Genomic DNA, 24,324 nt, shown 5'->3' with positions numbered 1-24,324 from the left:
AAAAATCGAATAGAAAGTGTCGTTTATGGGCTGAACTTCTGCAAATGTGCCTGAAATTGTTCAGCGTTCATAAAACCAGTGACGCGCGAGCCGAGGATCTCTTTCCCCTTAGCGTCAAAAAACACGATAGTCGGTAATCCTAAAACCTGTAGCTTTTTCAGCAGCGCGTTCTGTTCTTCGCGGTTAGCGGTAACATCCGCCTGTAGCAGCGTGATGCGCGACAGATGGTTCTGCACCACCGGGTCGCTGAACGTGTATTTCTCAAACTCTTTGCAGGCAACGCACCAGTCAGCGTAAAGGTCGAGCATAACAGGCTGATTGTTCTTTGCTAGCGCGCTGTTGAGATCGGCAATATTAGCGACAGGAGCGAAGTTCAACGCTGATGTGTGGGTTTGCGCCACGCTAGCCGAGGGAAATACCCAATCTTGCAGCGGTTTGGCGCTGATCACCACGCCTGCTAGTAGCAGCAACTGTACGCCGCGCATCCAGCCTTTGCTGCTGCGCAGCGTCAGCATGAGCGCCCAGCCGAAGAAGGCGATACCCAACACGCTCCATAGCCGCATTCCCCAGACCTCGCCGAGAATACGTTCCAGCAGGAAGACAGGCAGCGCCAGAATGATGAAGCCAAAGGCTTCTTTAACGTACTGCATCCACGGGCCGCTGCGTGGCAGCAGTTTGTTGCCGAACAGCGTGACCAGAATAAGCGGTAAGCCCATACCCAGTGCGTAGAGATAAAGCGTTCCACCGCCTGCCAGCATGTTACCGCTCTGGGCGATGTAAAGCAGGATGGCGCTGAGTGGGGCAGTGGTGCAGGGGGAACAAATTAGCCCGGCCAGCGCGCCCATGCAGAATACGCCGGTCACCGAGCCGCCCTGCTGGCGGTTGCTCCACTCAGCCAGCCGGGTTTGTACCGATGAGGGGAGCTGGAGCGTATAAAGGCCAAACATCGACAGTGCCAATGCGATAAACATCACCGACAGACCAATCAGAATATACGGATGCTGAAGCGCTGCCTGAAAGCGTAATCCCGCGGCGGCGACAACCAGCCCGAGTAGCGTGTAGGTCAGCGCCATGCCCTGAACATAAGTCATCGACAGCAGCAGCGTGCGGCGCGGCGTCAGCTGTTCTTTTCTGCCCAGCACCAGACTGGCAATCAGCGGGTACATTGGCAGGACGCAAGGGGTAAAGGCAACACCAATACCAATAAGTAACGCCCACCACGGCGAGAACGGCATAGGCGTAGTCTGCGGCGGTGCGGTCTGGCCTGATATCGTATTGATTGGTGAATCCGTGTTTGCGGTAGCAAGCACTTGACTGAGCGGTACGGTTCGCGTTTCTGGCGGATAGCAGAAACCTGCATCGGCGCAGCCTTGATAGGTCACTTTGACGGTCGCACCGCTTTCGGCCTGTTCAATCGGAACCGCTAGCGCCAATCGATCCCGCAGAATAAAGACCTGACCGAAGAACTCGTCATTATGGCTTTCGCCCTGTGGCAATTCCACCTTACCAATTGCGGCACCGTTCCCTTCGATCTTGATTTGCGCGCGGTACAGGTAGTAATCGGGATGGATGTCCCAGCGCAGATTGAGCTGGTTTCCCTGCTGCTGAAACTCAAAGGCGAAAGCCCCATCGACGGGTAGAAACCGTGACGTCGTGCTGTTGCCAAACAGTTTCTGACCAAAAGAAGAGGCGGCCACATGGGGTGTGCCGACAGCTGTCCATAACAGGAAAATCAGCGTAAAGATGCGTTGAGCCATGTCAGATAATCGCTATCGCCCCCAGATACCGGCAGGACGAGCAGCTCCGGCGTATCATAAGGGTGTTGTTGTTTCAGATGAGTCAGCAGCGCTTGCTGATGTGAGGTGTCGCTTTTTATCAGCATTTGTACTTCTGATTGCTGTTCGAGCTTGCCTTCCCAGTAATAGAGCGAACGGGCACCGGGCAGCAGGGTGACACAGGCGGCAAGCCGCGTTTCCAGCAGCGAATTGGCAAGCTGCTGCGCACAGGCATCGTCAGGTGCGGTACATAATATGACGACAGCATCGCAAAGCGGGCGGTCAGACATCATATCCTCCGTGTCAGATGAACAAAATCCCAGCTAACCAGAGCCACACTATACCTTGCTTTATTGTTTGAAGGGAATGAACGGCTCGAAGGTAAATGATACGGATCGGCCTGTCAGGCCGATCCGCGAGGTACTGTCCGAAGGGCAATCTTTAGATCAGGATGTTGCCGAGGATAAAGCCAAATATCACCGACAGCGTAATGGCGATCACGCCGGGAATCAGGAAGGAGTGGTTAAACACAAACTTGCCGATACGCGTCGAGCCAGTGTCGTCCATCTCCACCGCCGCCAGTAGGGTTGGGTAGGTAGGCAGAACGAACAGAGCAGAAACGGCAGCAAAAGAAGCCACCGCCGTGACCGGCGATACGCCCAGCAGCAGCGCGGCAGGCATCAGCGCCTTCGCCGTTGCCGCCTGAGAATAAAGCAGCGTGGCGGCGAAGAACAACACGATGGCCAGCATCCACGGGTAGCTTTGCAGCAGTGCGCCTGCGGTGTCCTGAATATCGGAAATATGCGCTTTAACAAAGGTATCGCCCAGCCAGGCAACACCCATTACGCAGATACAGGCGCTCATGCCGGACTTAAACGTGCTGGCTGAGAGGATGCGTGAGGTGTCGATCTTGCAGGTGATGCAAATCAGCGTGGCGATGGTCAGCATAAAGACCACAATCGCTTCGTTACGTGGCAGAACCGGATTCTGAATCAGCCCAACGGTGCCGCTGATTGCCGTCGCATACAGAACGACCGCGATAATACCAATCAGGAACAGCACCACGGACAGCTTGGCGCCCGGTTTGATCTCATGCTGGCTATTACCGCGCCGCGTGGTTTCCCCTTTTTTCAGACGTTCCTGATAAATCGGATCGTCTTTTAGCTCTTTGCCTAGGAAGTTAGTTACAATCGCCGTCAACATGATCGCGGCTAACGTGGTAGGAATACAAATCCCTAACAGCAGCAGGTAGCTGACGCCATGCGGTTCAAGAATACCGGCGACAAACACCACTGCCGCAGAGATTGGTGAGGCGGTAATGGCGATTTGCGAGGCGACAACGGCGATGGAGAGTGGGCGAGAAGGGCGAATGCCTTGCTCTTTGGCGACTTCAGCGATAACGGGCAGAGTGGAAAACGCGGTGTGCCCGGTTCCTGCCAGAATCGTCATGAAGTAGGTGACCAGCGGTGCGAGGAAAGTGACGTATTTCGGGTGTTTACGCAGCAGTTTCTCCGCCAGACTGACCAAGTAGTCCATTCCACCCGCCACCTGCATGGCAGCGATGGCGGCGATAACGGCCATGATAATTTCAATGACATCAAAAGGGATTACGCCGGGCTTTATCTGAAACCCTAACGTAAGTACAAGCACTCCTAGGCCACCGGCGAAACCAATGCCGATGCCTCCTAGTCGTGCCCCCAAATAGATGGCGAGCAGAACAATGAATAACTCAAGACCAAGCATGACTATGCTCCTTAATTAATTTAAATTTTAATAAAATATGCATAACTTATTCTTATGGCTGTATGCAGCAAAAAATAAAGGCACGCTGTTCTTCGTGAACGGACGTGCCTGAAAAAATTAAATGTCGGTGTTAAGGAAGCTCGTTTTCGTCAGTGTAGCGTTTGGCTTTGTACGCTGGATGCATCAGGTTCTGGATGGAGAAAATGTCATCCAGCTCAGCTTCTGTCAGCAGACCTCGCTCCAGTACGACCTCGCGCACGCTCTTTCCTGTTTCCGCACAGATTCTGCCGACGATATCGCCATTGTGGTGGCCGATGAACGGGTTCAGGTACGTCACAATTCCGATGGAGTTGAAAACATAGGCTTCGCAGACGCCTTTATTGGCGGTGATGCCATTGACGCATTTCTCCAGCAGGTTGTAGCAGGCGTTGGTCAGAATGTGGGTTGATTCAAACATTGCCTGACCGATAACCGGTTCCATCACGTTCAACTGGAGTTGCCCGGCTTCCGATGCCATGGTGACGCAGGTGTCGTTACCGATGACTTTGAAACACACCTGATTGACGACTTCCGGCACCACAGGGTTAACCTTGGCGGGCATGATGGAGGAACCCGCCTGCAATTCCGGCAGGTTGATTTCATTCAGGCCAGCGCGAGGGCCGGAAGAGAGCAAACGCAGGTCATTACAAATCTTCGACAGCTTCACGGCCAGACGCTTTAACGAGCTGTGCACCATGACATAGGCACCACAGTCTGATGTGGCTTCGATTAAGTCTTCTGCTGGCACGCACGGCAGTCCGCTGACTTCCGCCAGACGTTGCACCGCCAGTTGTTGGTAGCCGTCCGGCGTGTTCAGACGCGTACCAATCGCGGTGGCACCCAAATTGACCTCAAGCAGCAGTTCTGACGTGCGTAGCAGGTTTTTGATTTCTTCCTGCAACAGCACGTTAAATGCATGAAACTCTTGGCCGAGGGTCATCGGCACGGCGTCCTGCAACTGGGTCCGCCCCATTTTCAGAACGTCTTCAAATTCTTTGGCTTTACGCTCGAAGCCATCGCTCAACTTCGCTATCGCATCCGTCAATTTCAGTATGGCTGCGTAGACCGCAATACGAAATCCGGTAGGATAGGCGTCATTGGTGGACTGGCATTTATTCAGGTGATCGTTGGGGTTCAGATACTGGTATTCGCCTTTTAGATGGCCCATCAGTTCCAGACCAATGTTGGCTAATACTTCGTTGGTATTCATGTTGACCGACGTACCTGCGCCCCCTTGATACACATCTACCGGGAACTGATCCATGCATTTGCCGTTATTCAGCACTTCATCACAGGCGCGGATAATGACGTCAGCGATTTTTTTCGGGATAGTTTGCAGCTCTTTGTTCGCCAGCGCGGCGGCTTTCTTCACCATGACCATGCCGCGTACGAACTCGGGAATGTCACTGATTTTATTATTACTGATATAGAAGTTTTCGACGGCGCGCAGCGTATGAACGCCATAATACGCGTCTGCGGGAACTTCTCGGGTGCCTAACAGGTCTTCTTCAATACGGATGTTTTCTGACATGAAAATTCCTATCCTGTTGTACGACTAGTGATGTGACTAGACGTTGTGGGCTGGTTTTTCGGATGGTCTTACTTCGGAAAACGTCTTACTTCGGAAAGTAGCGCGACTACGGATAAACCGTCTTCTCTCGGCAATAGTATTGGGATGTTTGACCAACCATATATCCATTGCCGTGAGGATATGTCGTTACGACAGTGAAAAACAGGTGTTTAGATCACTATACTGGCGTTCTCTACCGTTACGGTAAATGAACTGTGATTGTAGTCACGAGTCATTATTTTAGAACAATAATCGTGGGGTGGCGGCTTGAAAACGTGCAAAGGCGCACCCATTTAACTAAATCATGATGTGCCGGATCGCAGAGCAGGGCGCGTGCTTTACCTAATCCATTGGGAGTAAAGCGTATCTGGATTTTCAATCGCGATGGCTTAACACGTTTTCATTAACACACGTTCTTATTTAACGACAGTACGCGTAAAAAAACACAGGAGAACCGGGTGCGCTGGTTACCGTTATTACTTATTTTTCTTTTAGCTTACATCGAGATATCGCTGTTTATTCAAGTGGCTGAAGTGATGGGCGTCGCCATGACGCTGCTACTGGTGGTCTTCACTTCCTGCCTGGGCGTTTCGCTGGTGCGCAATCAGGGGATGAAAACGCTGGTGCAGATGCAGCAGAAAATGGCGGCAGGTGAAAGCCCTGCGGCCGAAATGGTAAAAAGCGTTTCGCTGGTGCTGGCTGGCTTCCTGCTCCTGATTCCGGGCTTCCTGACTGATTTTCTGGGGCTGTTGCTGTTACTGCCGCCTGTGCAGAAAAGCCTGACGTTAAAGCTGATGCCTCACTTGCACATCTGGCGTTTCGGTTCCAGTGCATCGCCTTCCGATGGGAACACCTTTGAAGGTGAATACCAACGCAAGGACGGCGGGCGCGGAAATATTGAACACCGAGACGATCGGGATGACCGTTAACGTCGCGACAGTCTGAAAAGCAGATAAGGATATATCATATTGATAATCCTTATTTTTTATCTGCTATGGGTAACGCGTAGCCGCCTAACGCAAAAAAAATGAATTTTTTCCCTTGAAGGGCTAAGAAACGCCCCCACTTAGAACACCACAAGACCGATTATGAAAACATAGTCGTTATGAAAACATAGTCGGTGTTTATCCTAAACCGATATGGACTTTCTCAAAGGAGAGCTATCAATGAATATTCGTCCATTGCATGACCGCGTGATCGTCAAGCGCAAAGAAGTCGAGTCAAAATCTGCTGGCGGTATCGTACTGACTGGTTCCGCTGCTGGTAAATCTACCCGTGGTGAAGTTCTGGCCATAGGTCACGGGCGTATCCTGGAAAATGGCGAAGTGAAGCCGCTGGATGTGAAAGTGGGCGACATCGTTATTTTCAATGATGGCTATGGCGTGAAAGCAGAAAAGATCGATAACGAAGAAGTGTTGATCATGTCTGAAAGCGACATTCTGGCAATTGTTGAAGCGTAATTGCGCGTAATCATCTGAACTGAACGAATTTAAGGGAAGTACATCATGGCAGCTAAAGACGTAAAATTCGGTAATGACGCTCGCGTAAAAATGCTGCGCGGCGTGAATGTACTGGCTGATGCAGTGAAGGTTACCCTGGGCCCGAAAGGCCGTAACGTAGTTTTGGATAAATCCTTCGGTGCACCGACCATTACTAAAGACGGTGTATCTGTTGCGCGTGAAATCGAACTGGAAGACAAGTTTGAGAACATGGGCGCACAGATGGTGAAAGAAGTTGCCTCTAAAGCGAATGACGCAGCAGGCGACGGCACCACGACCGCAACCGTATTGGCTCAGTCCATCATCACTGAAGGCCTGAAAGCTGTTGCTGCGGGCATGAACCCGATGGATCTGAAGCGCGGCATCGACAAAGCAGTGATTGCGGCTGTTGAAGAATTGAAAAAACAATCTGTCCCTTGCTCTGATTTTAAAGCAATCGCGCAGGTTGGTACCATCTCTGCAAACTCCGACGAAACCGTGGGTAAATTGATTGCAGAAGCGATGGAGAAGGTAGGTAAAGAAGGCGTTATCACCGTTGAAGAAGGCACTGGCCTGCAAGACGAGTTGGATGTGGTTGAAGGTATGCAGTTTGACCGTGGCTACCTGTCTCCGTACTTCATCAACAAGCCAGAAACCGGTTCTATTGAACTGGAAAGCCCGTTCATTCTGCTTGCCGACAAAAAAATCTCCAACATCCGTGAAATGCTGCCAGTACTGGAAGCCGTAGCGAAAGCGGGTAAACCGTTGCTGATCATTGCAGAAGATGTTGAAGGTGAAGCGCTGGCGACACTGGTAGTGAACACCATGCGCGGTATTGTGAAAGTGGCTGCGGTGAAAGCACCGGGCTTCGGTGACCGTCGTAAAGCCATGCTGCAAGATATCGCGACGTTGACTGCGGGTACCGTAATCTCTGAAGAGATTGGTCTGGAGCTGGAAAAAGCGACGCTGGAAGATTTGGGTCAGGCTAAACGTGTTGTTATCAACAAAGACACCACCATCATCATTGATGGCGTGGGTGATGAAGTGGCAATTCAGGGTCGTGTGACTCAGATTCGCCAGCAGATTGAAGATGCAACGTCTGACTACGACAAAGAAAAACTGCAAGAGCGTGTGGCTAAACTGGCGGGCGGCGTAGCCGTTATCAAAGTTGGCGCTGCGACTGAAGTTGAAATGAAAGAGAAGAAAGCACGCGTTGAAGATGCGCTGCACGCCACTCGCGCCGCTGTTGAAGAAGGCGTGGTTGCGGGTGGTGGTGTTGCACTGATTCGTGCTGCGGCTTCTATCAGCGTATCTGGCCTGAAAGGCGATAACGAAGACCAGAACGTGGGTATCAAAGTTGCGCTGCGCGCAATGGAATCTCCGCTGCGTCAGATCGTAATCAACGCCGGTGAAGAAGCCTCCGTGATTGCCAATACCGTTAAAGCGGGCGAAGGCAGCTACGGTTATAACGCCTACACCGAAGAATACGGCGATATGATCGCAATGGGTATTCTGGATCCGACCAAAGTAACGCGTTCTGCTTTGCAGTATGCAGCTTCTATTGCTGGTCTGATGATTACCACCGAATGTATGGTGACCGACCTGCCGAAAGGCGATGCGCCTGATTTAGGTGCTGGTGGCATGGGCGGTATGGGTGGTATGGGCGGCATGATGTAATGTGACTCCCCTTGTCGCCGGAAGCCGTTTTCCGGTGGCAGGAAGTCAGGTTACAGAAGCTCGTCTTTCTGTCCTTTAAAGAGCACCATCCGGTCGCGATACCGAGTGGTGCTTTTTTTATGCGCCGTATTGCTGAAATGTTGCTACATCGGGGATGAATTGGTTTATAGCGTGTTATCAGGGGAGCATTCTGCGCTACAATGGGGGCGCTTACTTTATTTGCGAATACGTTTATTTACGAAGACTTGTATTTGCAAAGTAACCTGTTCGGAGTAGGGAAATGTCTGACGATGCGTCAACGCTTCTGCGCACCATATCCTGGTTTACTGAACCCCCTTCGGTATTGCCTGAACACATTGGTGACTGGCTGATGGAAACCAGTTCCATGACACAGCGGCTTGAAAAATACTGTGCCGAATTGAAGGTCACGCTTTGTCGTGAGGGTTTCATTACGCCACAGATGCTGGATGAAGAGCGCGATCAATTACCGCCTGACGAACGTTACTGGCTGCGTGAAGTGGTGCTGTATGGTGACGATCGCCCTTGGCTTTTTGGCCGAACGATTGTCCCGCAACAGACGCTCGAGGGTTCTGGCGCGGCGTTGACGAAAATAGGCAATCAGCCGTTAGGTCGTTATCTGTTTGAGCAAAAATCGCTGACGCGTGATTATATTCATACCGGATGCTGCGAAGGTTTATGGGCGCGGCGTTCCCGCCTATGTCTTTCGGGTCATCCGTTACTGTTGACTGAGCTTTTCTTACCGGAATCACCGGTTTATTACACACCTGGTGATGAAGGTTGGCAGGTAATTTGAGGAGATAAATCCTTGGAAAGAAGTGTTACAGCAGGGAAATGGCTGGCTTATTGTCGCTTGATGCGGATTGATAAACCGATAGGTTCCCTGTTACTGCTGTGGCCAACGCTATGGGCGCTCTGGCTGGCGGGAGGGGGCGCACCTGCACCGTGGACGCTCTTTGTTTTTGTCGCGGGTGTCTTCTTAATGCGTGCTGCGGGTTGCGTCATCAATGACTATGCCGATCGACATTTTGACGGCCATGTAAAACGCACGGCTTCTCGTCCGTTACCTAGCGGCGAAGTGAGCGAGCAATCTGCCAAAGTTCTGTTTGTCGTGCTGGTTTTGCTGGCGTTTGGTCTGGTGCTGACGCTGAATAAGATGACGATCTTGTTGTCTGTCGCTGGGCTGGCCTTAGCATGGATCTACCCGTTTATGAAACGCGTCAGCCATCTGCCTCAGTTTGTGCTGGGTGCGGCATTCGGCTGGTCGATCCCTATGGCTTATGCTGCGGTGAGCGAAAGCCTGCCTGCGACCTGCTGGATGATGTTTCTGGCGTATATCTGCTGGACGGTGGCTTACGATACGCAATATGCGATGGTCGATCGTGATGACGACTTGAAGATCGGCGTGAAGTCTACTGCGATCCTGTTTGGGCGTTTTGACAATATCATCATCGGATTATTGCAGTTCAGTATGCTGGCGTTGCTGCTGGCTTTGGGAAACATCACCGGATTGGGAATTCCCTACACTATTTCACTGCTGGTGGCTGCTGGGATGTTTATCTATCAGCAAATATTGACAGCCGGGCGTGAACGCGATGCCTGTTTCAAAGCATTCCATAATAATAAATATGCAGGAATGGCGATATTTATTGGTGTGCTGTTTGGCCTGTAGGCGGATCGGCAGATACAAAAAAGCAGCGATAAATCGCTGCTTTTTTTATGACGGAATGTGCTGTGTACTTGCTATGCCAGAGGTATCCACAGTTTGATAGCGGTACTTCTCCGCCATCTTTCCGTTACTTCTGTCTGGCTATTCCTGTGTTTTTTCTTCCACTACCTGACTACTTTCCATCTCAGTAGATGAGCTGGCGCTTTCGATAGTCAACCGAACTTCTGGAGTGATCAGATCGCCGAGGATGTTATAGATTGCCACGATATCGCCTTGCGCCGCTTCCGCACTGTCGGTGATATACCCTTCCGTACGTAAGGTTGCGACCAACGTTGAGAACACCGCTTTATCAAAGAATTCCGGCGCATTGATACCGTGTAGAACGGATAAGCGCTGTGCCATGTTTCGGCTTTCTTTCTCCAACGTCCCACGGTTGATTTCTGGATTTGCGCACAGCAACGACAGCGTAATCGCATAACGTTGTAGCGTTTCGCGCACGCCTGCCGATAGCAGTTGTAGCGTACGGATACGTGGCGGGTTAATCGCCAATTGACCATCACGGCTACACAGTAACTCTTGTCGAGTCAGTTCGTTGGCCAACGTTTCCAGCACGTCCGGCAATTGTTCTTTGGAATAGTGCAGGAACAGCTCGGCTTGCAGCAGCGGATAGATCAGCGTGATTTGTCGGACGACTTCAGCAAGCGTAATTCGGCGATGATGGATGACGATGCTGGCGATCAGCGACGGTAATACCAACAGATGCTGGATGTTATTACGGTAATACGTCATCAGTACCGCCTGCTCGCGCGGCAGAATGATGATGTCGCCAATACTGTCCTTCTCCACTTCGAACTTGTTCATGCTCAGCGCGTGTTCCAACAGCTCATCCGCTGTCTTCTTAGGTGCTGTAATATCTTTGTGGTAAGGAACCTGACGCAGCAATTGCAGGTAGCAATCCAGCTGTTCGTGCATTTGCTCACGTGTCAGTGAGCGCTGGCGCGATGCTAACAGGGCGGTGGAGCACAGGTTCATCGCATTTGCTGCCGCAGCGTTATTGATGCGCACCATGATATCCATAGAGATATCCTGCACCGTCGGCGTTAGCCAGCTTGGACGCTGTGCCTCGATGGGATCAATCGCGTCACGCCATTGCGGTACATGTTGGTTCAGATAGGTTGTGAGCGGGAGCGGTTCGCCGAAGTTCACGTAACCTTGGCCCAGATTACGCAGCTTACGTAAACCGCGCACCATCTGCATAAAGCCTTCTTTTTCCTTCACCGCACCGCGCAACTCTTTCGCATAGGTGCCGACTTCCATCACATGCTCGTAACCGACATAAATCGGCACCAGTGTGATAGGGCGCGTACCGCCTCTGAGCATGGCCTGAATGGTCATGGCTAGCGTACCGGTTTTGGGATCCAGAAGACGCCCTGTACGTGAACGCCCGCCTTCCATGAAGTATTCAACCGAATAACCACGGGCAAACAGCTCACCCAGATATTCGCGGAAAATCGTGGAATAGAGTTTGTTGCCTTTGAAGGTACGACGAATAAAGAACGCACCAAGACGGCGGAAGATCGGTCCCGCAGGCCAGAAATTAAGATTGATACCGGCAGCGATATGCGGGGGTACTAAGCCTTGATGGTACAGGACATAGGAGAGCAGCAGATAATCCATATGGCTACGGTGACAGGGCACATAGACAATGCCGTGGCCATCCTGCGCCAGCTGACGAACGCGTTCGGCGTTATGGACGTTAATTCCCTGATAAAGGCGGTTCCACGTCCAGCTCAATACGCGGTCTGACAGACGCACCGCTTCGTAGGAGAAGTCAGCGGCGATTTCTTCCATGAGCGCAATGGCGTTTTGCTGCGCTTTCTCATGAGAAATCTTCTTACTGCGAGCCTCATCGTCAACGGCTTTCTTGATCGCTTTGGAATCCAGCAGCTTATTAAACAGCTCCTGACGCACCGGTAAGCGTGGGCCAACTGCCGCCAAACGCTGGCGAGAGAAGTGCATACGGGCGACACGTGCCAGTTTGTGGGCTATGGTTTTGTCTGTTCCATGCTCGGTCGCCATATAGCGCAGCGACACTGGGCTTGAGAAGCGGACAAAACTGTCACGGCCTAGCCACAGAACGGCGAAGAATTTTTCAATGCCGTTGAGCAATCGCAGGTGTGGTGTGGCCTGCGAGTGACCTTCCCGACCTGGAGAGCGCCCAAACATCACGGAAACTGGCACCATCTGTACGTCTAAATCTGGATTGGCGCGGTGCAGGTCCAGATAATCGTGGAACAGCTTGACGGATTTCTGCTTGGGAACGTAATAACGGAAGACGCGCGGCCCGTCATTAATAAAGACGTGGCTAGGGAGTTCGACGCCATTGAATTCGAACGATTGAGAAGGATCGGGTATGCCCAATGCCAGACATTTCGTACGTAGCGTCAATAGATCTGCCTGAGAGTTATAAGGCAGAACATAGAGTATAGGACGTGAGGGATCTAACCCCAACTCGACCACGGGATCTGCGGGAATAACTTTGCTTTTCACCAGCAGTTTCAGCGGGAGATTCAATAATTTATAGTAAATTTTACGCCAACCTGACATAACAACGTGGAGCCTCTTGTTAGCAATTCGCCGCAAGGATACCAGAAACTGCGCCGGAGATCTGTGGTGATGAGACAACGTAGGTGCGTTAAAATGCGAACTATTTTGCATATACTCGTCATACTTCAAGTTGCATGTGCGTTGGCAGCGTTTAGTCACCCGAATCACTTACTTGAGTAAGCTCATCGGGACTCCCTCTCTTGCCGCCTGCCTGAAACTCGAATTATTTAGAGTCTAAAAATGGAGGATAAATGAATAAAGCAACGGGGATGACCCGGATTATCAAGGCTACCGGTTATTCCTTTAAGGGGCTGAAGCAGGCGTGGCAGCATGAGGCGGCGTTTCGTCAGGAAACGATACTGACGATTGTCGGCGTCATTATTGCTTGTTTATTGCCAGTTACGCTGGTCGAAAAACTGCTGCTGATTGGGTCTGTAGTATTGATTATGTTGTTTGAACTGGCTAACAGCGCTATTGAAGCCGTCGTCGACCGCATTGGCCTCGAGCATCACGAATTATCCGGCCGGGCGAAAGATATCGGGTCGGCGGCTGTCTTTGTTGCCATCTTGTTGGCCGCTGTCGTATGGGGCAGCATCCTCTGGCAACATTTTGCTTGACGGTACGCATAAATGAATAAAAGTCAGGGGCTTTGCCTACATCCCGATTCCCAATTGTGCCTTACCTGTATATACTCACAGCAAGACTGTATAAACAACCAGGGGGCGGAATGAAAGTATTAACAGCAAGGCAGCAGCAGGTTTATGACCTGATCCGCGATCATATTGCGCAAACCGGAATGCCGCCAACGCGTGCGGAAATTGCTCAACAACTGGGATTTCGCTCTCCGAATGCGGCCGAAGAACATCTGAAAGCGCTGGCGCGTAAAGGCGTGATTGAAATTGTGTCGGGTGCTTCTCGTGGTATTCGCCTGTTAATGGAAGAAGAAACGGGTATTCCTCTGGTTGGGCGAGTGGCGGCAGGTGAACCTCTGCTAGCACAGGAACATATCGAATGCCGCTATCAGGTTGATCCTGCGATGTTTAAACCTAGCGCTGACTTTTTGCTGCGTGTCAGCGGTATGTCGATGAAAAATATCGGTATATTGGATGGCGATTTGCTGGCTGTACATAAGACAGAAGATGTGCGCAACGGGCAGATTGTCGTGGCGCGTATTGAAGATGAAGTAACCGTTAAACGCCTTAAAAAACAAGGTAATACCGTTCATCTTCTCGCTGAAAATGAAGAGTTCGCCCCCATCGTTGTTGACCTGCGTCAGCAAAGTTTTTCGATAGAAGGCTTAGCGGTTGGCGTGATTCGTAACAGCGACTGGAGCTAACCGTTACTGATGCACTGCTCTCCAATCTGGATCAGTGCATCATGTTCTGTGTATTAATCTGCTAGTCATATATATTTAGTTACATTTAGCTGCGTTCTCTACTCTCCCCTATTACCGCCTGTTTTTTCACTGCTTTTTTGCGATAGTTTTCCCTTTCTTTGCTCTGTCCTAGTTACAGATACTTGGTTTTTTATTTTTAGTAAAATATTCGACTATAATTTTTATCAAGGTAAGCATTTTTGTCTTGATTGGTCGTTTGATGATTGATCATTAACTATCACATTTAGGTTCACCCAGTAATCAAGGGAGACAGTGGCGAAGAACACCGTGATGGTTAATACATTTATGATGCTACTTACTGAATAAGCCTATTTATCTGAAACTGACGCATAAGTTGGTCGTGACGATTTGTTTATGCGCAATGCACCTAAGGTATGGAGATTCTTATGAATAAAGACCAAGCCAGCGGTAACTGGAAACAGTTTAAAGGTAAAGCGAAAGAGCAATGGGGCAAATTAACTGATGACGATCTGACGGTCATCGAAGGTAAACGTGACCAACTGGTGGGTAGGATCCAGGAGCGTTACGGGTATGAAAAGGAAGCGGCAGAGAAAGAAGTTAAACACTGGGAAGATCATCACAAATATCACTGGTAGCAAACGTGATGTCTCTCCGCAGAAAAGGAACGATAGCCCTCAGGGCTATCGTTTTTTAATGGGAACGGTATGGTCGTGATCGCAATGATCCGGCTGTTTGCATGTCGCGACTTCCTGACAGCCTCCGCACAACCCGTGTGCTTCCACAACGCTGTGGCGCAGTGTAAATCCAGACTGCTGTGCCAAGCTGCGTAGCGTTTCTTCCACACCTTCGGTTTGACGTTCCGTGACCTGCCCGCAGCGATCGCAGATGAAAAGGGCAGATGTATGGCTGTGATCTTCGATATGGTGACACAACACATAGCTGTTGTTTGATTCGACTCGATGAATGAAGCCTTGTTCCAGCAGAAAATCCAGCGCGCGATAGACGGTCGGCGGCTTGGCCTGAGGCTCGGAAACTCGCAGTAGGTCCAGCAGGTCATAGGCGCTGATAGCACCGGACTGCTGTGCCATAAGGCGTAAAACCTCTAGTCGCTGCGGAGTGAGACGCACAGCGCGCTGCTGACAAATCTGTTCAGCCTGGGCAAGAAGTTTGTCCTGTTTGGTTGAATCCATTGTCATATCACCCTGACGCATTGAGGAACAAGACGGATATCTTACCACGACTGAGTAAAAACGCCGAGTGAGTGGCGTTTTCCTGCGAAGACAACAGACAGAGGAACTACACGACCAGATCGATGAGCAGTGCCCGCAACGGTGATTCTGCCTGTAGCGTCAACGTCGTTTCTTCCTTGATGAAGGCTCCGTCGCCACAGTGTAATGTTTCGCTGTGTTGGCTACCTTTCACCGCCATGGAACCGTGGATCAACTGGAGATAAGCCTGATTTCCCTGTAGGGCGATCGTGCTTTGCTCATTGGCCTGAAGATCGACATGATGGATCCAGACCTGCTGGCGCAGTTGCAGACTATCCTGCTCGCCTTCTGGTGAGGCAAGTAGAGTATGATTTGATGAATCCAGCCCCATACGCTGTAATGGGCTGTTCTCTCGGGTCTGGCAAGCATTCAACCATAACTGCAAGCGTGTCAGTGGTTTACTGGCATTGGTATTATGTTCGCTATAGCTGACGTTCGGCTGAGTGGCGAGCAACAGCACATCTCCCGCTTTAGCCTGAATGTGGCAGCCGTTGCTGTCGCGGTATTCCGCTTCGCCCTGAAGAATAATGTTCAGGATATCTACACGTGGGTAGGTTCGAGGCTGGAATGAGGCTCCCGGCGCCAACACTTCCTGATTGAGCACGCGAAGAGAAGCATATCCCAGTAACTGTGGGTCAAAATAGTGACCGAAAGAGAATGTATAGCGTGCCTGCAACCAGCCATAGTCGGCTTGGCCGCATTGCCCCGCTGCTCTTCGTGTGATCATAATCTTTATCCCCCAGAGAATTATTTATTAAACTGATAGTAATTGTGTGGACGTTGGATTGTTAGCTAGTTAATCTGGTCGGTATATTCAAAATTCCTGAATGAGTACGAAGATGGCGAGAGAACGAGCATTGACGCTGGAAGCCCTGAGGGTGATGGATGCGATCGATCGTCGTGGCAGCTTTGCCGCTGCGGCAGACGAGCTGGGTAGGGTGCCTTCGGCACTGAGCTACACCATGCAGAAACTGGAAGAAGAGCTGGATGTGGTGTTGTTCGATCGTTCCGGGCATCGTACTAAATTCACGAATGTCGGACGAATGCTGTTGGAACGTGGGCGTATCCTGCTGGAAGCTGCGGATAAACTCACTACGGATGCAGAAGCACTGGCACGTGGTTGGGAAACGCACCTGACGATTGTGACGGAGGCTCTGATTCCGACTCAGCGGATTTTCCCATTAATCGATAAACTGGCGCTCAAAGCGAATACGCAGGTATCGATCCTGACGGAAGTGCTGGCGGGTGCGTGGGAGCGTCTTGAGCAAGGTCGCGCAGATATCGTGATTGCGCCGGACATGCATTTTCGTGCATCTTCCGAAATGAATACCCGCAAGCTATACACGATGAATAACGTTTATGTTGCTAGCCCAGAACACCCTATTCACCAAGAGCCGGAGCCGCTGTCGGATGCGACCCGTGTGAAATATCGTGGGATTGCCATGGCGGACACCGCGCGTGAGCGTCCAGTACTGACCGTGCAACTGTTGGATAAACAGCAGCGTCTGACGGTGAGTTCGCTGGATGATAAACGGCGTGCGCTGTTGGCTGGGCTAGGTGTCGCGACTATGCCTTATCCGATGGTGGCACAAGATATTGCAGAAGGGCGTTTACTGGTGATTGGGCCAGAGCACCAGATGGAAAGCCAGATTATTATGGCGTGGCGGCGAGACAGCATGGGCGAGGCGAAATCCTGGTTCCTGCGTGAAATTCCAAAACTCCTGAACCAGCCCTAAATCCTGCGTTTTCTGAGGCAAGGTGTGGAGCCACACTTTGCCTCAGCACTTCATGCTTTACGTCAAACGTTAGTATAAATCGACAAACGCCCTATCACGGTGGTGAGGCTGATTCAGATCTTGCTCTGGACCCAGCGAAATCACTCCGTGAGGATTAATCGTGCCGTGGCTGCGATAGTAGTGATGACGAACATGCGCCATATCGACGGTCTCAGCGATGCCAGGCATCTGATAAATATCACGCAGAAAACCGAACAGATTTGGATAATCGCTCAGGCGATATTTATCGCACTTAAAATGCGTGTGATAGACCGGATCGAAACGGATCAGCGTCGTCCACAGCCGCAGGTCGGCTTCTGTTAACTGCTCACCAGTCAGGTAGCGCTGTTTTGCCAGTATGGTTTCCAGATCGGATAACGCAGCGAAAACGGTGGTTGCAGATTCATCATAGGCTGACTGAGTCGTCGCAAAACCGGCTTTGTAAACACCGTTGTTGACCTTGTCGTAAATCCAGCTGTTCAATTCGTCAATCTGAGTACGTAGTGCTTCTGGGTAGTAATCTCCCGCTATTGCACCTACGCCATCAAACGCGCTGTTCAGCATGCGGATAATATCGGCGGATTCGTTACTGACAATAGTGTGTTGCTCGGTGTCCCACAGGACGGGTACGGTTACCCGACCGCTATAGTCTGATTTGGCGTGCAGATAGAGTTGATAGAGGAATTCATGCTGATAGAGTGAATCACCCGTTGCGGCCTCAAAATCGGTACCGAACGTCCAGCCGTGATCGAGCATGAGTGGGTGAACCACCGAAACGGCGATGTGATCCTCTAACCCTTTCAACTGCCGCATTAACAGCGTGCGATGTGCCCACGGGCAGGCGAGAGAAACATAGAGATGATAACGGCCAGACTGGGCGGGAAAGCCGCCTTTGCCGGTGAGGCCGGGGGCTCCATCGGGTGTTACCCAGTTGCGGAATACCGATTCTGAACGCTTAAAGTGACCGCCGGTAGATTTGGTTTCATACCAGGTATCGTGCCATACGCCGTCAACCAGTTGTCCCATAAATCCTCCCGTTAGTGAATGATGATAAAACGACGGCAAGCCTTGTCTGCTTGCCGTCGCTATTGAGTGTATTCGCTATTCGACTATTAAGTGTAGTACAGGCCGGAGAAGGCTCGTCTTACCACTTTTTGCCCAGCAGGCGGTCGATGCTGAATGCGCCTGGACCCGTTACAGCCAGCAGGAGGTAGCCACCCGCGATGGTCAGGTTTTTCATGAACATCAGTTGGTTCATGCCTTCCGCAAAGTTAGAGTGGAAAAGCAGTGCGGTCAGCAGCGTAAAGCCCGCGGTGAACAGTGCGACAGTACGAGTCAGCAGGCCAAACAGAACCGCCAGACCACCACCCAGTTCCAGCAGAATTGTCAGTGGCAGCAGGAAGGTCGGTACGCCCATCGCCTGCATGTATTGCTGTGTGCCTGCATAGGCATCGCCCAACTTACCGTAACCTGCAACGATAAACAGAATCGGCATTAAGATACGTGCAACCAGTAGGGCAGTGCTTTCTAAATTTTTCATCATATCTCCAATTAATTTTATTGTGGGCTATGTCGCCCTGTTGTGTTTGTTATAGCAGGTGCTGTCTGAAATCTCGGCCCGCCATCAGGTTATGGGCAGATAGTATAGGGAGATGATTTCCTCTACCAGCGAGTATAATTGTTGTTTTATTTCAGAAAAATTGATGTTCGGTTAAATCTGCAAGAACGCGCTGCCATGACGTGAGCGCGTTAGGCAAGAGTGAGATAAAAAAGTGAGAGGAAAGTGTCGTATAGGACAGGAAAATAACCGAAGCGATAGAATGGGTTACGTACGTTGGTCAAATGTTTTGCGGACGAGCCTGAATGTCCCCCACAGCCCGACGAGGCGGCGTCCCCAGCGAATCATGCGGCTGGGATGGCGTACGCCATAGAGCGCCACGAGGCTGGAGCCAACGATCCAGTATTTACGCCACTGCATCAGGCTCTGCCAGCTGCGATCGTAGCGAGCAGTGGTATCCAGCCAGTGTTTCTTACCTGCCGATAAATCCAGCCGTTGTTGCTGTATCCGGCGTAGTAGCTGGGCTTTTTCTCTGTCTCGTTGCTGACGTTGGTTCACTTGGGATCGTCCTCCAGCAGCGATCTGTCGGTCGCCAGCTCCTTACGTGTCGCTTTGAGTAAGGTAGAACGGCGTACCTTCAGGAGTGTCCATATGCCGCCTATCAACGCCAGTCCAAGCAATGTGGCGGTAATACACCCCAGCGCAAACAGACGATATTGCGGGTCAATGCCCCAGATGATCAGCGCAATCAGGCTCATAATGCCAAAAGCGGCAAAAAGTAGCGTCAGACCGACCATGATCAGCAACTGAATTAGATTGGCTTTTTCTTCCTCTAATTCGATTACAGCTAGTCGGACGCGGCTTTCTACCATGCTGACAATAATGGAGATGATGCGCTGGGCAGAAGCCATGACCCCGCTAGCGGGGCCTTGTTGAGATTTATCTGTCATAACAATCCGCTAATTAGCGACGAGACAGTAGGACGCCAAGCACGACACCAACTGCCGCGCCAATGCCTACACCAGTCCACGGGTTCTGACGTACATAATCGTCCGCAGATTCAACCGCTTCTTTGGTTTGGGAAGCGATACGCTCACCGGTATCGCTCAGGCGGCTGCGCGTTTCTTTCAGCGCGCTTTCGGCCTTGTTGCGCAGTTTGTCGAGCTCTGCTTTAGATTTATCGCTGGAGGTACTTAATACTTCTTCCAGCGTGTCCGCCAGTGATTTCAATTCAGCGCGTAGGTACTCAGAATTTTGATCTTTAGCCATATTAATAACCCTTCATGTTATAAACCTGAACGTTAACTATAGCTGAAGTTGAAATTTATGCCGCCCTAAACGGGTACGGACAATTCTGATAACTCGCTGTAAATTTTAGTGATTTGGTTTTTGATTGTAAAATGAACAGTTGTCGTGTGTTTTGTATGGACAATGTTTTACAGAAGCGTGTGGTGATGGGTTATTGCGACACGCTACTTTCCGCAGCGCGTAATTCCTGCTCGGCTTCCGCTAACTTTCTTTCGCGTTTGAGGATCTTGTCTGCGTCATCCCCTTTCTGGCGGCTTTCGCTCAGTTCCTGTTGTCGTTCAGCGACTTGTTTACGTTTTTCAGCAATGGCTTCCTGACGTTTCTCTGCTAGTCCGGCATCCGTACAGTGGGTTTTTACACCCTCCAACGCCTTTTCTAATCCATTGATACGGTTTTGGTTACCGTGCTTGTGTGCTTCATCGATTTGGCGCTGAATGTCCTGCGCTTTCTGCTGACAGGTTTCTACCTGACCGGAGGTATTAGCAAGAGCATGACCGGAAAACAGGATAAATAATGCGATAACGGATGGAGACAGTTTCATATTCGTCACCCCAGTTTGGATTGTTTTTGTGTCAGTTTCTGCTGCCAAAATGGTGTCGGGTTTGTTGCCTGCTGCGCGGTAATGGTGACTTTAGGCAGAGACAAACGCAGAACGTCTCTGGCTGCGATGCTCTGTTCCGGCGAAGCAAGGCGAACGATCAGGCTATCTTGCTCTGGCGTAATGCTTTTGATCGCAATCCCTTTTTCATTGAGGCGCTGATACACGTAAAAGCCATCTGGCAATGCGGCACCTTCATAAGGCTTGATGTGTAGCATAGCATCGTCTTGGGAATGACGTGGTGACTGGGACTGCGTCAATACGATAATTGGCAGAGCAAGCAACAGCAGTATGCGGCCTATTTTCCTGGGGGATAACGTGGGGAATAACCAGCGGATTGACACGGTTAGCTCCCTTTTTCTGCATTATTTGCTTTAGTGTCGCGTTTTTTACGCCAGAGTACAAAGAGTGATCCAAACAGGCCGACAAACAGCAGTACCAGCGGCAGCATCATAAGGCAGAGCATGAGTTCGTCTTCATATTTCAGGAATATTGTCGTTTTTCCTAAAGCGAAGCCCAGCGTAACCAGAATAAATACCCACAGGAAACCGCTCATCCAGTTAAAGAACTGAAAACGTGCGTTATTCAGGCCTGACAAGCCTGCAATGGTGGGTAATAGCGTTCGGACAAAAGCCAGAAAGCGACCAACTAAAAGCGCGGACAATCCATGACGGTGGAAGAGCTGGTGGGCACGTTGGTGATAGTGTGCGGGCAAATGTGATAGCCAGCCCTGAACAATTCCCGTATTGCCAAGCCATTTCCCTTGGATATAGCTTGCCCAGCAGCCGAGGCTAGCGGCCGTCGTCAGTAGAAATATCGTAAAAGGGTAATTCATTGTGCCTTTGGCGACGAGAACGCCGACCAAAATGAGCAGGCTATCGCCTGGCAAGAAAGCGGCCGGAAGCAGGCCATTTTCCAGAAAGATAATCAGAAACAATAATATATAGATGGTCCACACCAGCTTTGGGTCGGCTAAAATATCGAAATCCTGATGCCAGAGTGCGTTTAACAGTTCTTTGATTAATTCCATCCGGTATTCCTAATACTGCTGTTGCATTTTAGCCTTGGCGACGATCACGCTTCTAGACATAACAAGAGTGAATAGTGTTATCAGGGCACAGGATTATGATTTTTTGATGATCTCTGTTTTTTCCGCCCGATAGTGGCGCTGGTGTCTGACTTGATGCTCGCTTTTCGCTGCGAACCCGATAAACAGGCAGCTTAGGGATTGTTTGGCCTTGGCAGACTTTGCATCCAAAGCGGCGGATTAAGCGTAAGAAAGACGCGTTAACTGTAACAAAATAGGTGTTGCTGAGACAGGAAAATATTACGACAACTTGGGCGGTTTAGGGGGATTTTTCGAGGAAGAGTTGGGATTTCTGCGATATTTTACACTCGCTGACAGAAATCAACGTTTTCTGACTTTTTCCCCTCTGGTGCAAAATTTTCCCCTTCGCTTAAAACGAGGGGGAAGATGCACATCTTAGGACTTGCCAGTGTGAATTTGGTCGAGATGAACAACTGGATTTTCGGCGAACATATAGCGATCGACGTTAAACTCGAAATCATCCGTCGTGGCGCGAAACAGCATCTGTTTCGTATTTTCCAGATGTTGCCACATTGCCAGTTTTGCCGCGTAAGGATCTTTGCGAATCAGCGCTTTAAGGATGCGGTCATGCTCTTCGCACCAGCTTTCAATCGACTTGTCGTCAATGTGTTCATGCAGTTTGCGCCAGTAGGGATTGTGAATCCGTTGGCTCCACATTTTCTCAACGATAGTTGCCATTGCTGAGTTTTGTGTTGCGAGTGCGACTTGAACGTGAAATTTGAGATCCCACTGAGAATCACGGAAGCGGTCTTCCTGACGCGCATATTCCTGAATTTCCATCAGTTGGATGATGTCCTGACGGGTCACCTGCGTTGCGGCAAACTCAGCAATATTGCTTTCAATGAGTTGGCGTGCCTGAAGCAGCTCAAACGGACCGGCTGCGACGAATTCGATATCACCGCTATTAATGAACGCGTTCTTCTGCTGGCTGGAAATAACGTGGATGCCTGAACCCTTGCGGACTTCAACGTACCCTTCGACTTCCAGCATAATGATGGCTTCACGCACCACGGTGCGACTGACGTTCATTTCTTCAGCAATATAACGTTCTGCCGGTAATTTTTCGCCGACCTGATACATACCGCTTTCGATACGCTGTTTTAATTCTGCGGCTAACTGCTGGTATAGCCGTCGGGGTTCAGTGAGTGCCATGATGATGTCTACTCTCGATAGATGACGGTCCATGTGCCACGTCAGGGCCTGAGTGTCTATCTCGTTAATCTTTGAGGGATGATTTGTTATACCACTTAATAATAGCAGCAACCAATGTTGTGGTCACAGTTATTACAATGTGTTAATGGGGAGGTGGCTCACCCAGTATCAGATCATACCGGATGAGTCAGGATAATGCAGGAGTTATCAGTGCTGGTTGGCTTCTTTCAATGTTTCAGCGGCTGCGGCGACTTCTGACGCAGGTTGGTTTTTCAACACCGTCCAAATCACGACAGCACCTAACAGGTCAAAGACTGCCAGTGCAGCAAACAGTGGGCTAAAGCCCATCGTATCAGCCAGCGCGCCGACAACGAGTGCGAACATGGTACTTGCCATCCAGGCTGCCATCCCTGTTAAACCGTTCGCCGTGGCGACTTCATTGCGGCCAAATACGTCAGATGACAGAGTAATTAGTGCGCCAGACAGCGACTGGTGCGCGAAACCACCGACACACAGCAGTGCAATGGCGACATAAGGGCTAGAGAACAGGCCGATCATCCCCGGAGCAATCATCAGTACTGCACCCATGGTGACAACCAGTTTGCGAGAAACGATCAGGTTCACTTTGAAATGCTTTTGGAACAGCATCGGCAAATAACCGCCCAAGATGCAGCCGATATCGGCGAACAGCATCGGCATCCAGGCGAACATGGCGATTTCTTTCAGGTTAAAGCCGTAGGCTTTAAACATGAACAGCGGGATCCATGCGTTGAAGGTTCCCCAAGCTGGCTCAGCCAGGAAACGTGGCAGCGCGATACCCCAGAATTGGCGATTACGCAGAATCTGCCAGGCAGACATTTTCTTCGCATTATTGGTTTGGTGCTGTGCTTCTTGCCCACTAAGAATATAGTCGCGCTCTTCGTCGCTGAGTTTTTTCTGATCTTTCGGGTGCTTATAGAAAATGAGCCAGCAGATGGCCCATACCATGCTCAGTGCACCAGTGATGATAAAGGCCATTTCCCAGCTGTGCGCCACAATGGCCCAGACCACTAGCGGCGGAGCGATCATCGCGCCGATGGACGACCCCACGTTGAAGTAACCGACGGCGACTGAACGCTCTTTTGCCGGGAACCACTCGCTGCTGGCTTTCAGGCCCGCAGGGATCATTGCCGCTTCAGCCATACCGACCGCGCCGCGGGCGATAGCCAGGCCACCCCAACTGTTTGCCAGTGCGGTGCCCATACAGCAGATAGCCCATATAATGGCAAACATGGCATAGCCGATTTTTGTGCCAAGCAAATCCAGTATATAGCCAGCGATGGGCTGCATAATGGTATAACAAGCTGAGTAGGCAGCAACGATGTAAGAATACTGCTGTGTGGTGATATGCAATTGATCCTGTAGCGTTGGTGCGGCGACAGAAATTGCATTACGCGTCAGATATCCCAGCACGGTGCCAATAGTCACCAGGCCGATCATATACCAGCGTAATCCTTTGATTTTACGCATTTAACTTTCTCTCCGAGTCAATAAAAAACACGGTGATGGCTCTTGAGTAGCGTCACGGTGTGATGTGTCTTGTGATGTCATGCAACACGTTTTTTTGTTGTGCTTGGCAGGAAAA

The 24,324-nt window shown here is 50.6% G+C and carries 26 protein-coding genes; 9 read left to right on the top strand and 17 right to left on the bottom strand.

Annotated features, from left to right (window positions below; genetic code table 11):
* Positions 1 to 23 precede the first annotated feature (23 nt).
* The 4 genes from A0G03_RS06605 to aspA all read right to left on the bottom strand — a co-directional run bounded on the left by A0G03_RS06605 (position 24) and on the right by aspA (position 5,088).
* Entirely contained in the window at positions 24 to 1,757 is a 1,734-nt protein-coding gene (locus A0G03_RS06605) for a protein-disulfide reductase DsbD (RefSeq protein ID WP_048258635.1), read from the bottom strand.
* On the bottom strand, positions 1,733 to 2,065 hold the full coding sequence (cutA, locus tag A0G03_RS06600) for a divalent cation tolerance protein CutA (protein WP_039303002.1): 333 nt from the start codon (positions 2,063 to 2,065) through the stop codon (positions 1,733 to 1,735). The genes A0G03_RS06605 and cutA overlap by 25 nt, the downstream gene beginning before the upstream one ends.
* A 151-nt stretch (positions 2,066 to 2,216) precedes the next feature.
* A complete protein-coding gene (locus tag A0G03_RS06595; RefSeq protein ID WP_048258637.1) occupies positions 2,217 to 3,518 on the bottom strand; it encodes an anaerobic C4-dicarboxylate transporter in 1,302 nt (433 codons plus the stop codon).
* 130 nt (positions 3,519 to 3,648) lie between these two features.
* Entirely contained in the window at positions 3,649 to 5,088 is a 1,440-nt protein-coding gene (aspA, locus tag A0G03_RS06590; protein ID WP_048258638.1) for an aspartate ammonia-lyase, read from the bottom strand.
* Positions 5,089 to 5,585: 497 nt separating this feature from the next.
* Here aspA and A0G03_RS06585 point away from each other — a divergent pair, with 497 nt between their 5' ends.
* The 5 genes from A0G03_RS06585 (at position 5,586) to ubiA (ending at position 9,972) form a co-directional block, all read left to right on the top strand.
* Positions 5,586 to 6,056: an FxsA family protein gene (locus A0G03_RS06585; protein ID WP_048258640.1), complete on the top strand. Its 471-nt coding sequence runs from the start codon at positions 5,586 to 5,588 to the stop codon at positions 6,054 to 6,056.
* 237 nt (positions 6,057 to 6,293) lie between these two features.
* Positions 6,294 to 6,587 carry a co-chaperone GroES gene (locus A0G03_RS06580; RefSeq protein WP_011092242.1) on the top strand — a complete coding sequence of 98 codons (294 nt, stop codon included), beginning with the start codon at positions 6,294 to 6,296 and terminating at the stop codon, positions 6,585 to 6,587.
* Between the two features lie 45 nt (positions 6,588 to 6,632).
* Positions 6,633 to 8,282, top strand: coding sequence for a chaperonin GroEL (gene groL / locus A0G03_RS06575; protein ID WP_011092243.1), 1,650 nt, complete (start codon positions 6,633 to 6,635; stop codon positions 8,280 to 8,282).
* 280 nt (positions 8,283 to 8,562) lie between these two features.
* Positions 8,563 to 9,096, top strand: a complete 534-nt coding sequence (ubiC, locus tag A0G03_RS06570) for a chorismate lyase (RefSeq protein ID WP_048258641.1) — start codon at positions 8,563 to 8,565, stop codon at positions 9,094 to 9,096.
* A 12-nt stretch (positions 9,097 to 9,108) separates the two neighbouring features.
* The gene (gene ubiA / locus A0G03_RS06565) at positions 9,109 to 9,972 is read left to right on the top strand and encodes a 4-hydroxybenzoate octaprenyltransferase (RefSeq protein WP_048258643.1); all 864 of its coding nucleotides are present in this window, start codon (positions 9,109 to 9,111) and stop codon (positions 9,970 to 9,972) included.
* A gap of 138 nt (positions 9,973 to 10,110) precedes the next feature.
* Here the strand turns inward: ubiA and plsB are convergent, their stop codons facing one another.
* On the bottom strand, positions 10,111 to 12,576 hold the full coding sequence (plsB, locus tag A0G03_RS06560) for a glycerol-3-phosphate 1-O-acyltransferase PlsB (protein WP_048258645.1): 2,466 nt from the start codon (positions 12,574 to 12,576) through the stop codon (positions 10,111 to 10,113).
* Positions 12,577 to 12,827: 251 nt separating this feature from the next.
* Here plsB and A0G03_RS06555 point away from each other — a divergent pair, with 251 nt between their 5' ends.
* From A0G03_RS06555 to A0G03_RS06545, 3 genes are all read left to right on the top strand, one after another.
* A complete protein-coding gene (locus A0G03_RS06555; RefSeq protein ID WP_010282908.1) occupies positions 12,828 to 13,193 on the top strand; it encodes a diacylglycerol kinase in 366 nt (121 codons plus the stop codon).
* A gap of 110 nt (positions 13,194 to 13,303) precedes the next feature.
* Positions 13,304 to 13,912, top strand: coding sequence for a transcriptional repressor LexA (gene lexA / locus A0G03_RS06550; protein ID WP_048258646.1), 609 nt, complete (start codon positions 13,304 to 13,306; stop codon positions 13,910 to 13,912).
* 446 nt (positions 13,913 to 14,358) lie between these two features.
* Positions 14,359 to 14,568 carry a CsbD family protein gene (locus tag A0G03_RS06545; protein WP_039289892.1) on the top strand — a complete coding sequence of 70 codons (210 nt, stop codon included), beginning with the start codon at positions 14,359 to 14,361 and terminating at the stop codon, positions 14,566 to 14,568.
* Positions 14,569 to 14,613: 45 nt separating this feature from the next.
* On the opposite strand, the gene zur is transcribed toward A0G03_RS06545, so the two are convergent.
* Both zur and A0G03_RS06535 read right to left on the bottom strand, forming a co-directional pair.
* On the bottom strand, positions 14,614 to 15,123 hold the full coding sequence (gene zur / locus A0G03_RS06540; protein ID WP_039303032.1) for a zinc uptake transcriptional repressor Zur: 510 nt from the start codon (positions 15,121 to 15,123) through the stop codon (positions 14,614 to 14,616).
* A 106-nt stretch (positions 15,124 to 15,229) separates the two neighbouring features.
* Positions 15,230 to 15,928: a pirin family protein gene (locus tag A0G03_RS06535; protein WP_048258648.1), complete on the bottom strand. Its 699-nt coding sequence runs from the start codon at positions 15,926 to 15,928 to the stop codon at positions 15,230 to 15,232.
* A 112-nt stretch (positions 15,929 to 16,040) separates the two neighbouring features.
* Here A0G03_RS06535 and A0G03_RS06530 point away from each other — a divergent pair, with 112 nt between their 5' ends.
* Positions 16,041 to 16,937 carry a LysR family transcriptional regulator gene (locus tag A0G03_RS06530; protein WP_039303041.1) on the top strand — a complete coding sequence of 299 codons (897 nt, stop codon included), beginning with the start codon at positions 16,041 to 16,043 and terminating at the stop codon, positions 16,935 to 16,937.
* Between the two features lie 69 nt (positions 16,938 to 17,006).
* On the opposite strand, the gene A0G03_RS06525 is transcribed toward A0G03_RS06530, so the two are convergent.
* The 10 genes from A0G03_RS06525 to A0G03_RS06480 all read right to left on the bottom strand — a co-directional run bounded on the left by A0G03_RS06525 (position 17,007) and on the right by A0G03_RS06480 (position 24,209).
* Positions 17,007 to 18,002 carry a glutathione S-transferase family protein gene (locus A0G03_RS06525; protein WP_048258649.1) on the bottom strand — a complete coding sequence of 332 codons (996 nt, stop codon included), beginning with the start codon at positions 18,000 to 18,002 and terminating at the stop codon, positions 17,007 to 17,009.
* Positions 18,003 to 18,120: 118 nt separating this feature from the next.
* On the bottom strand, positions 18,121 to 18,516 hold the full coding sequence (locus A0G03_RS06520; protein WP_012822487.1) for a DoxX family protein: 396 nt from the start codon (positions 18,514 to 18,516) through the stop codon (positions 18,121 to 18,123).
* Positions 18,517 to 18,801: 285 nt separating this feature from the next.
* The gene (locus tag A0G03_RS06515; protein WP_048258650.1) at positions 18,802 to 19,092 is read right to left on the bottom strand and encodes a YqjK-like family protein; all 291 of its coding nucleotides are present in this window, start codon (positions 19,090 to 19,092) and stop codon (positions 18,802 to 18,804) included.
* Positions 19,089 to 19,484, bottom strand: a complete 396-nt coding sequence (locus A0G03_RS06510; protein WP_011092256.1) for a phage holin family protein — start codon at positions 19,482 to 19,484, stop codon at positions 19,089 to 19,091. Before A0G03_RS06510 ends, A0G03_RS06515 begins: the two co-directional genes overlap by 4 nt.
* Positions 19,485 to 19,497: 13 nt before the next feature.
* Entirely contained in the window at positions 19,498 to 19,803 is a 306-nt protein-coding gene (locus tag A0G03_RS06505; RefSeq protein WP_005971326.1) for an ElaB/YgaM/YqjD family protein, read from the bottom strand.
* 190 nt (positions 19,804 to 19,993) lie between these two features.
* The gene (locus A0G03_RS06500; RefSeq protein ID WP_048258651.1) at positions 19,994 to 20,383 is read right to left on the bottom strand and encodes a DUF1090 domain-containing protein; all 390 of its coding nucleotides are present in this window, start codon (positions 20,381 to 20,383) and stop codon (positions 19,994 to 19,996) included.
* 5 nt (positions 20,384 to 20,388) lie between these two features.
* Entirely contained in the window at positions 20,389 to 20,784 is a 396-nt protein-coding gene (gene mzrA / locus A0G03_RS06495) for an EnvZ/OmpR regulon moderator MzrA (RefSeq protein ID WP_048258653.1), read from the bottom strand.
* A 2-nt stretch (positions 20,785 to 20,786) separates the two neighbouring features.
* On the bottom strand, positions 20,787 to 21,470 hold the full coding sequence (locus A0G03_RS06490) for a DedA family protein (RefSeq protein ID WP_048258654.1): 684 nt from the start codon (positions 21,468 to 21,470) through the stop codon (positions 20,787 to 20,789).
* A gap of 453 nt (positions 21,471 to 21,923) precedes the next feature.
* Positions 21,924 to 22,700, bottom strand: a complete 777-nt coding sequence (exuR, locus tag A0G03_RS06485) for a transcriptional regulator ExuR (protein WP_048258655.1) — start codon at positions 22,698 to 22,700, stop codon at positions 21,924 to 21,926.
* Positions 22,701 to 22,907: 207 nt separating this feature from the next.
* Positions 22,908 to 24,209 carry an MFS transporter gene (locus A0G03_RS06480; protein ID WP_048258656.1) on the bottom strand — a complete coding sequence of 434 codons (1,302 nt, stop codon included), beginning with the start codon at positions 24,207 to 24,209 and terminating at the stop codon, positions 22,908 to 22,910.
* Positions 24,210 to 24,324: the final 115 nt, after the last annotated feature.

This window comes from Pectobacterium peruviense (assembly GCF_002847345.1).
Lineage (GTDB): Bacteria > Pseudomonadota > Gammaproteobacteria > Enterobacterales > Enterobacteriaceae > Pectobacterium > Pectobacterium peruviense.
This window is presented reverse-complemented; position numbering and strand designations above follow the sequence as displayed.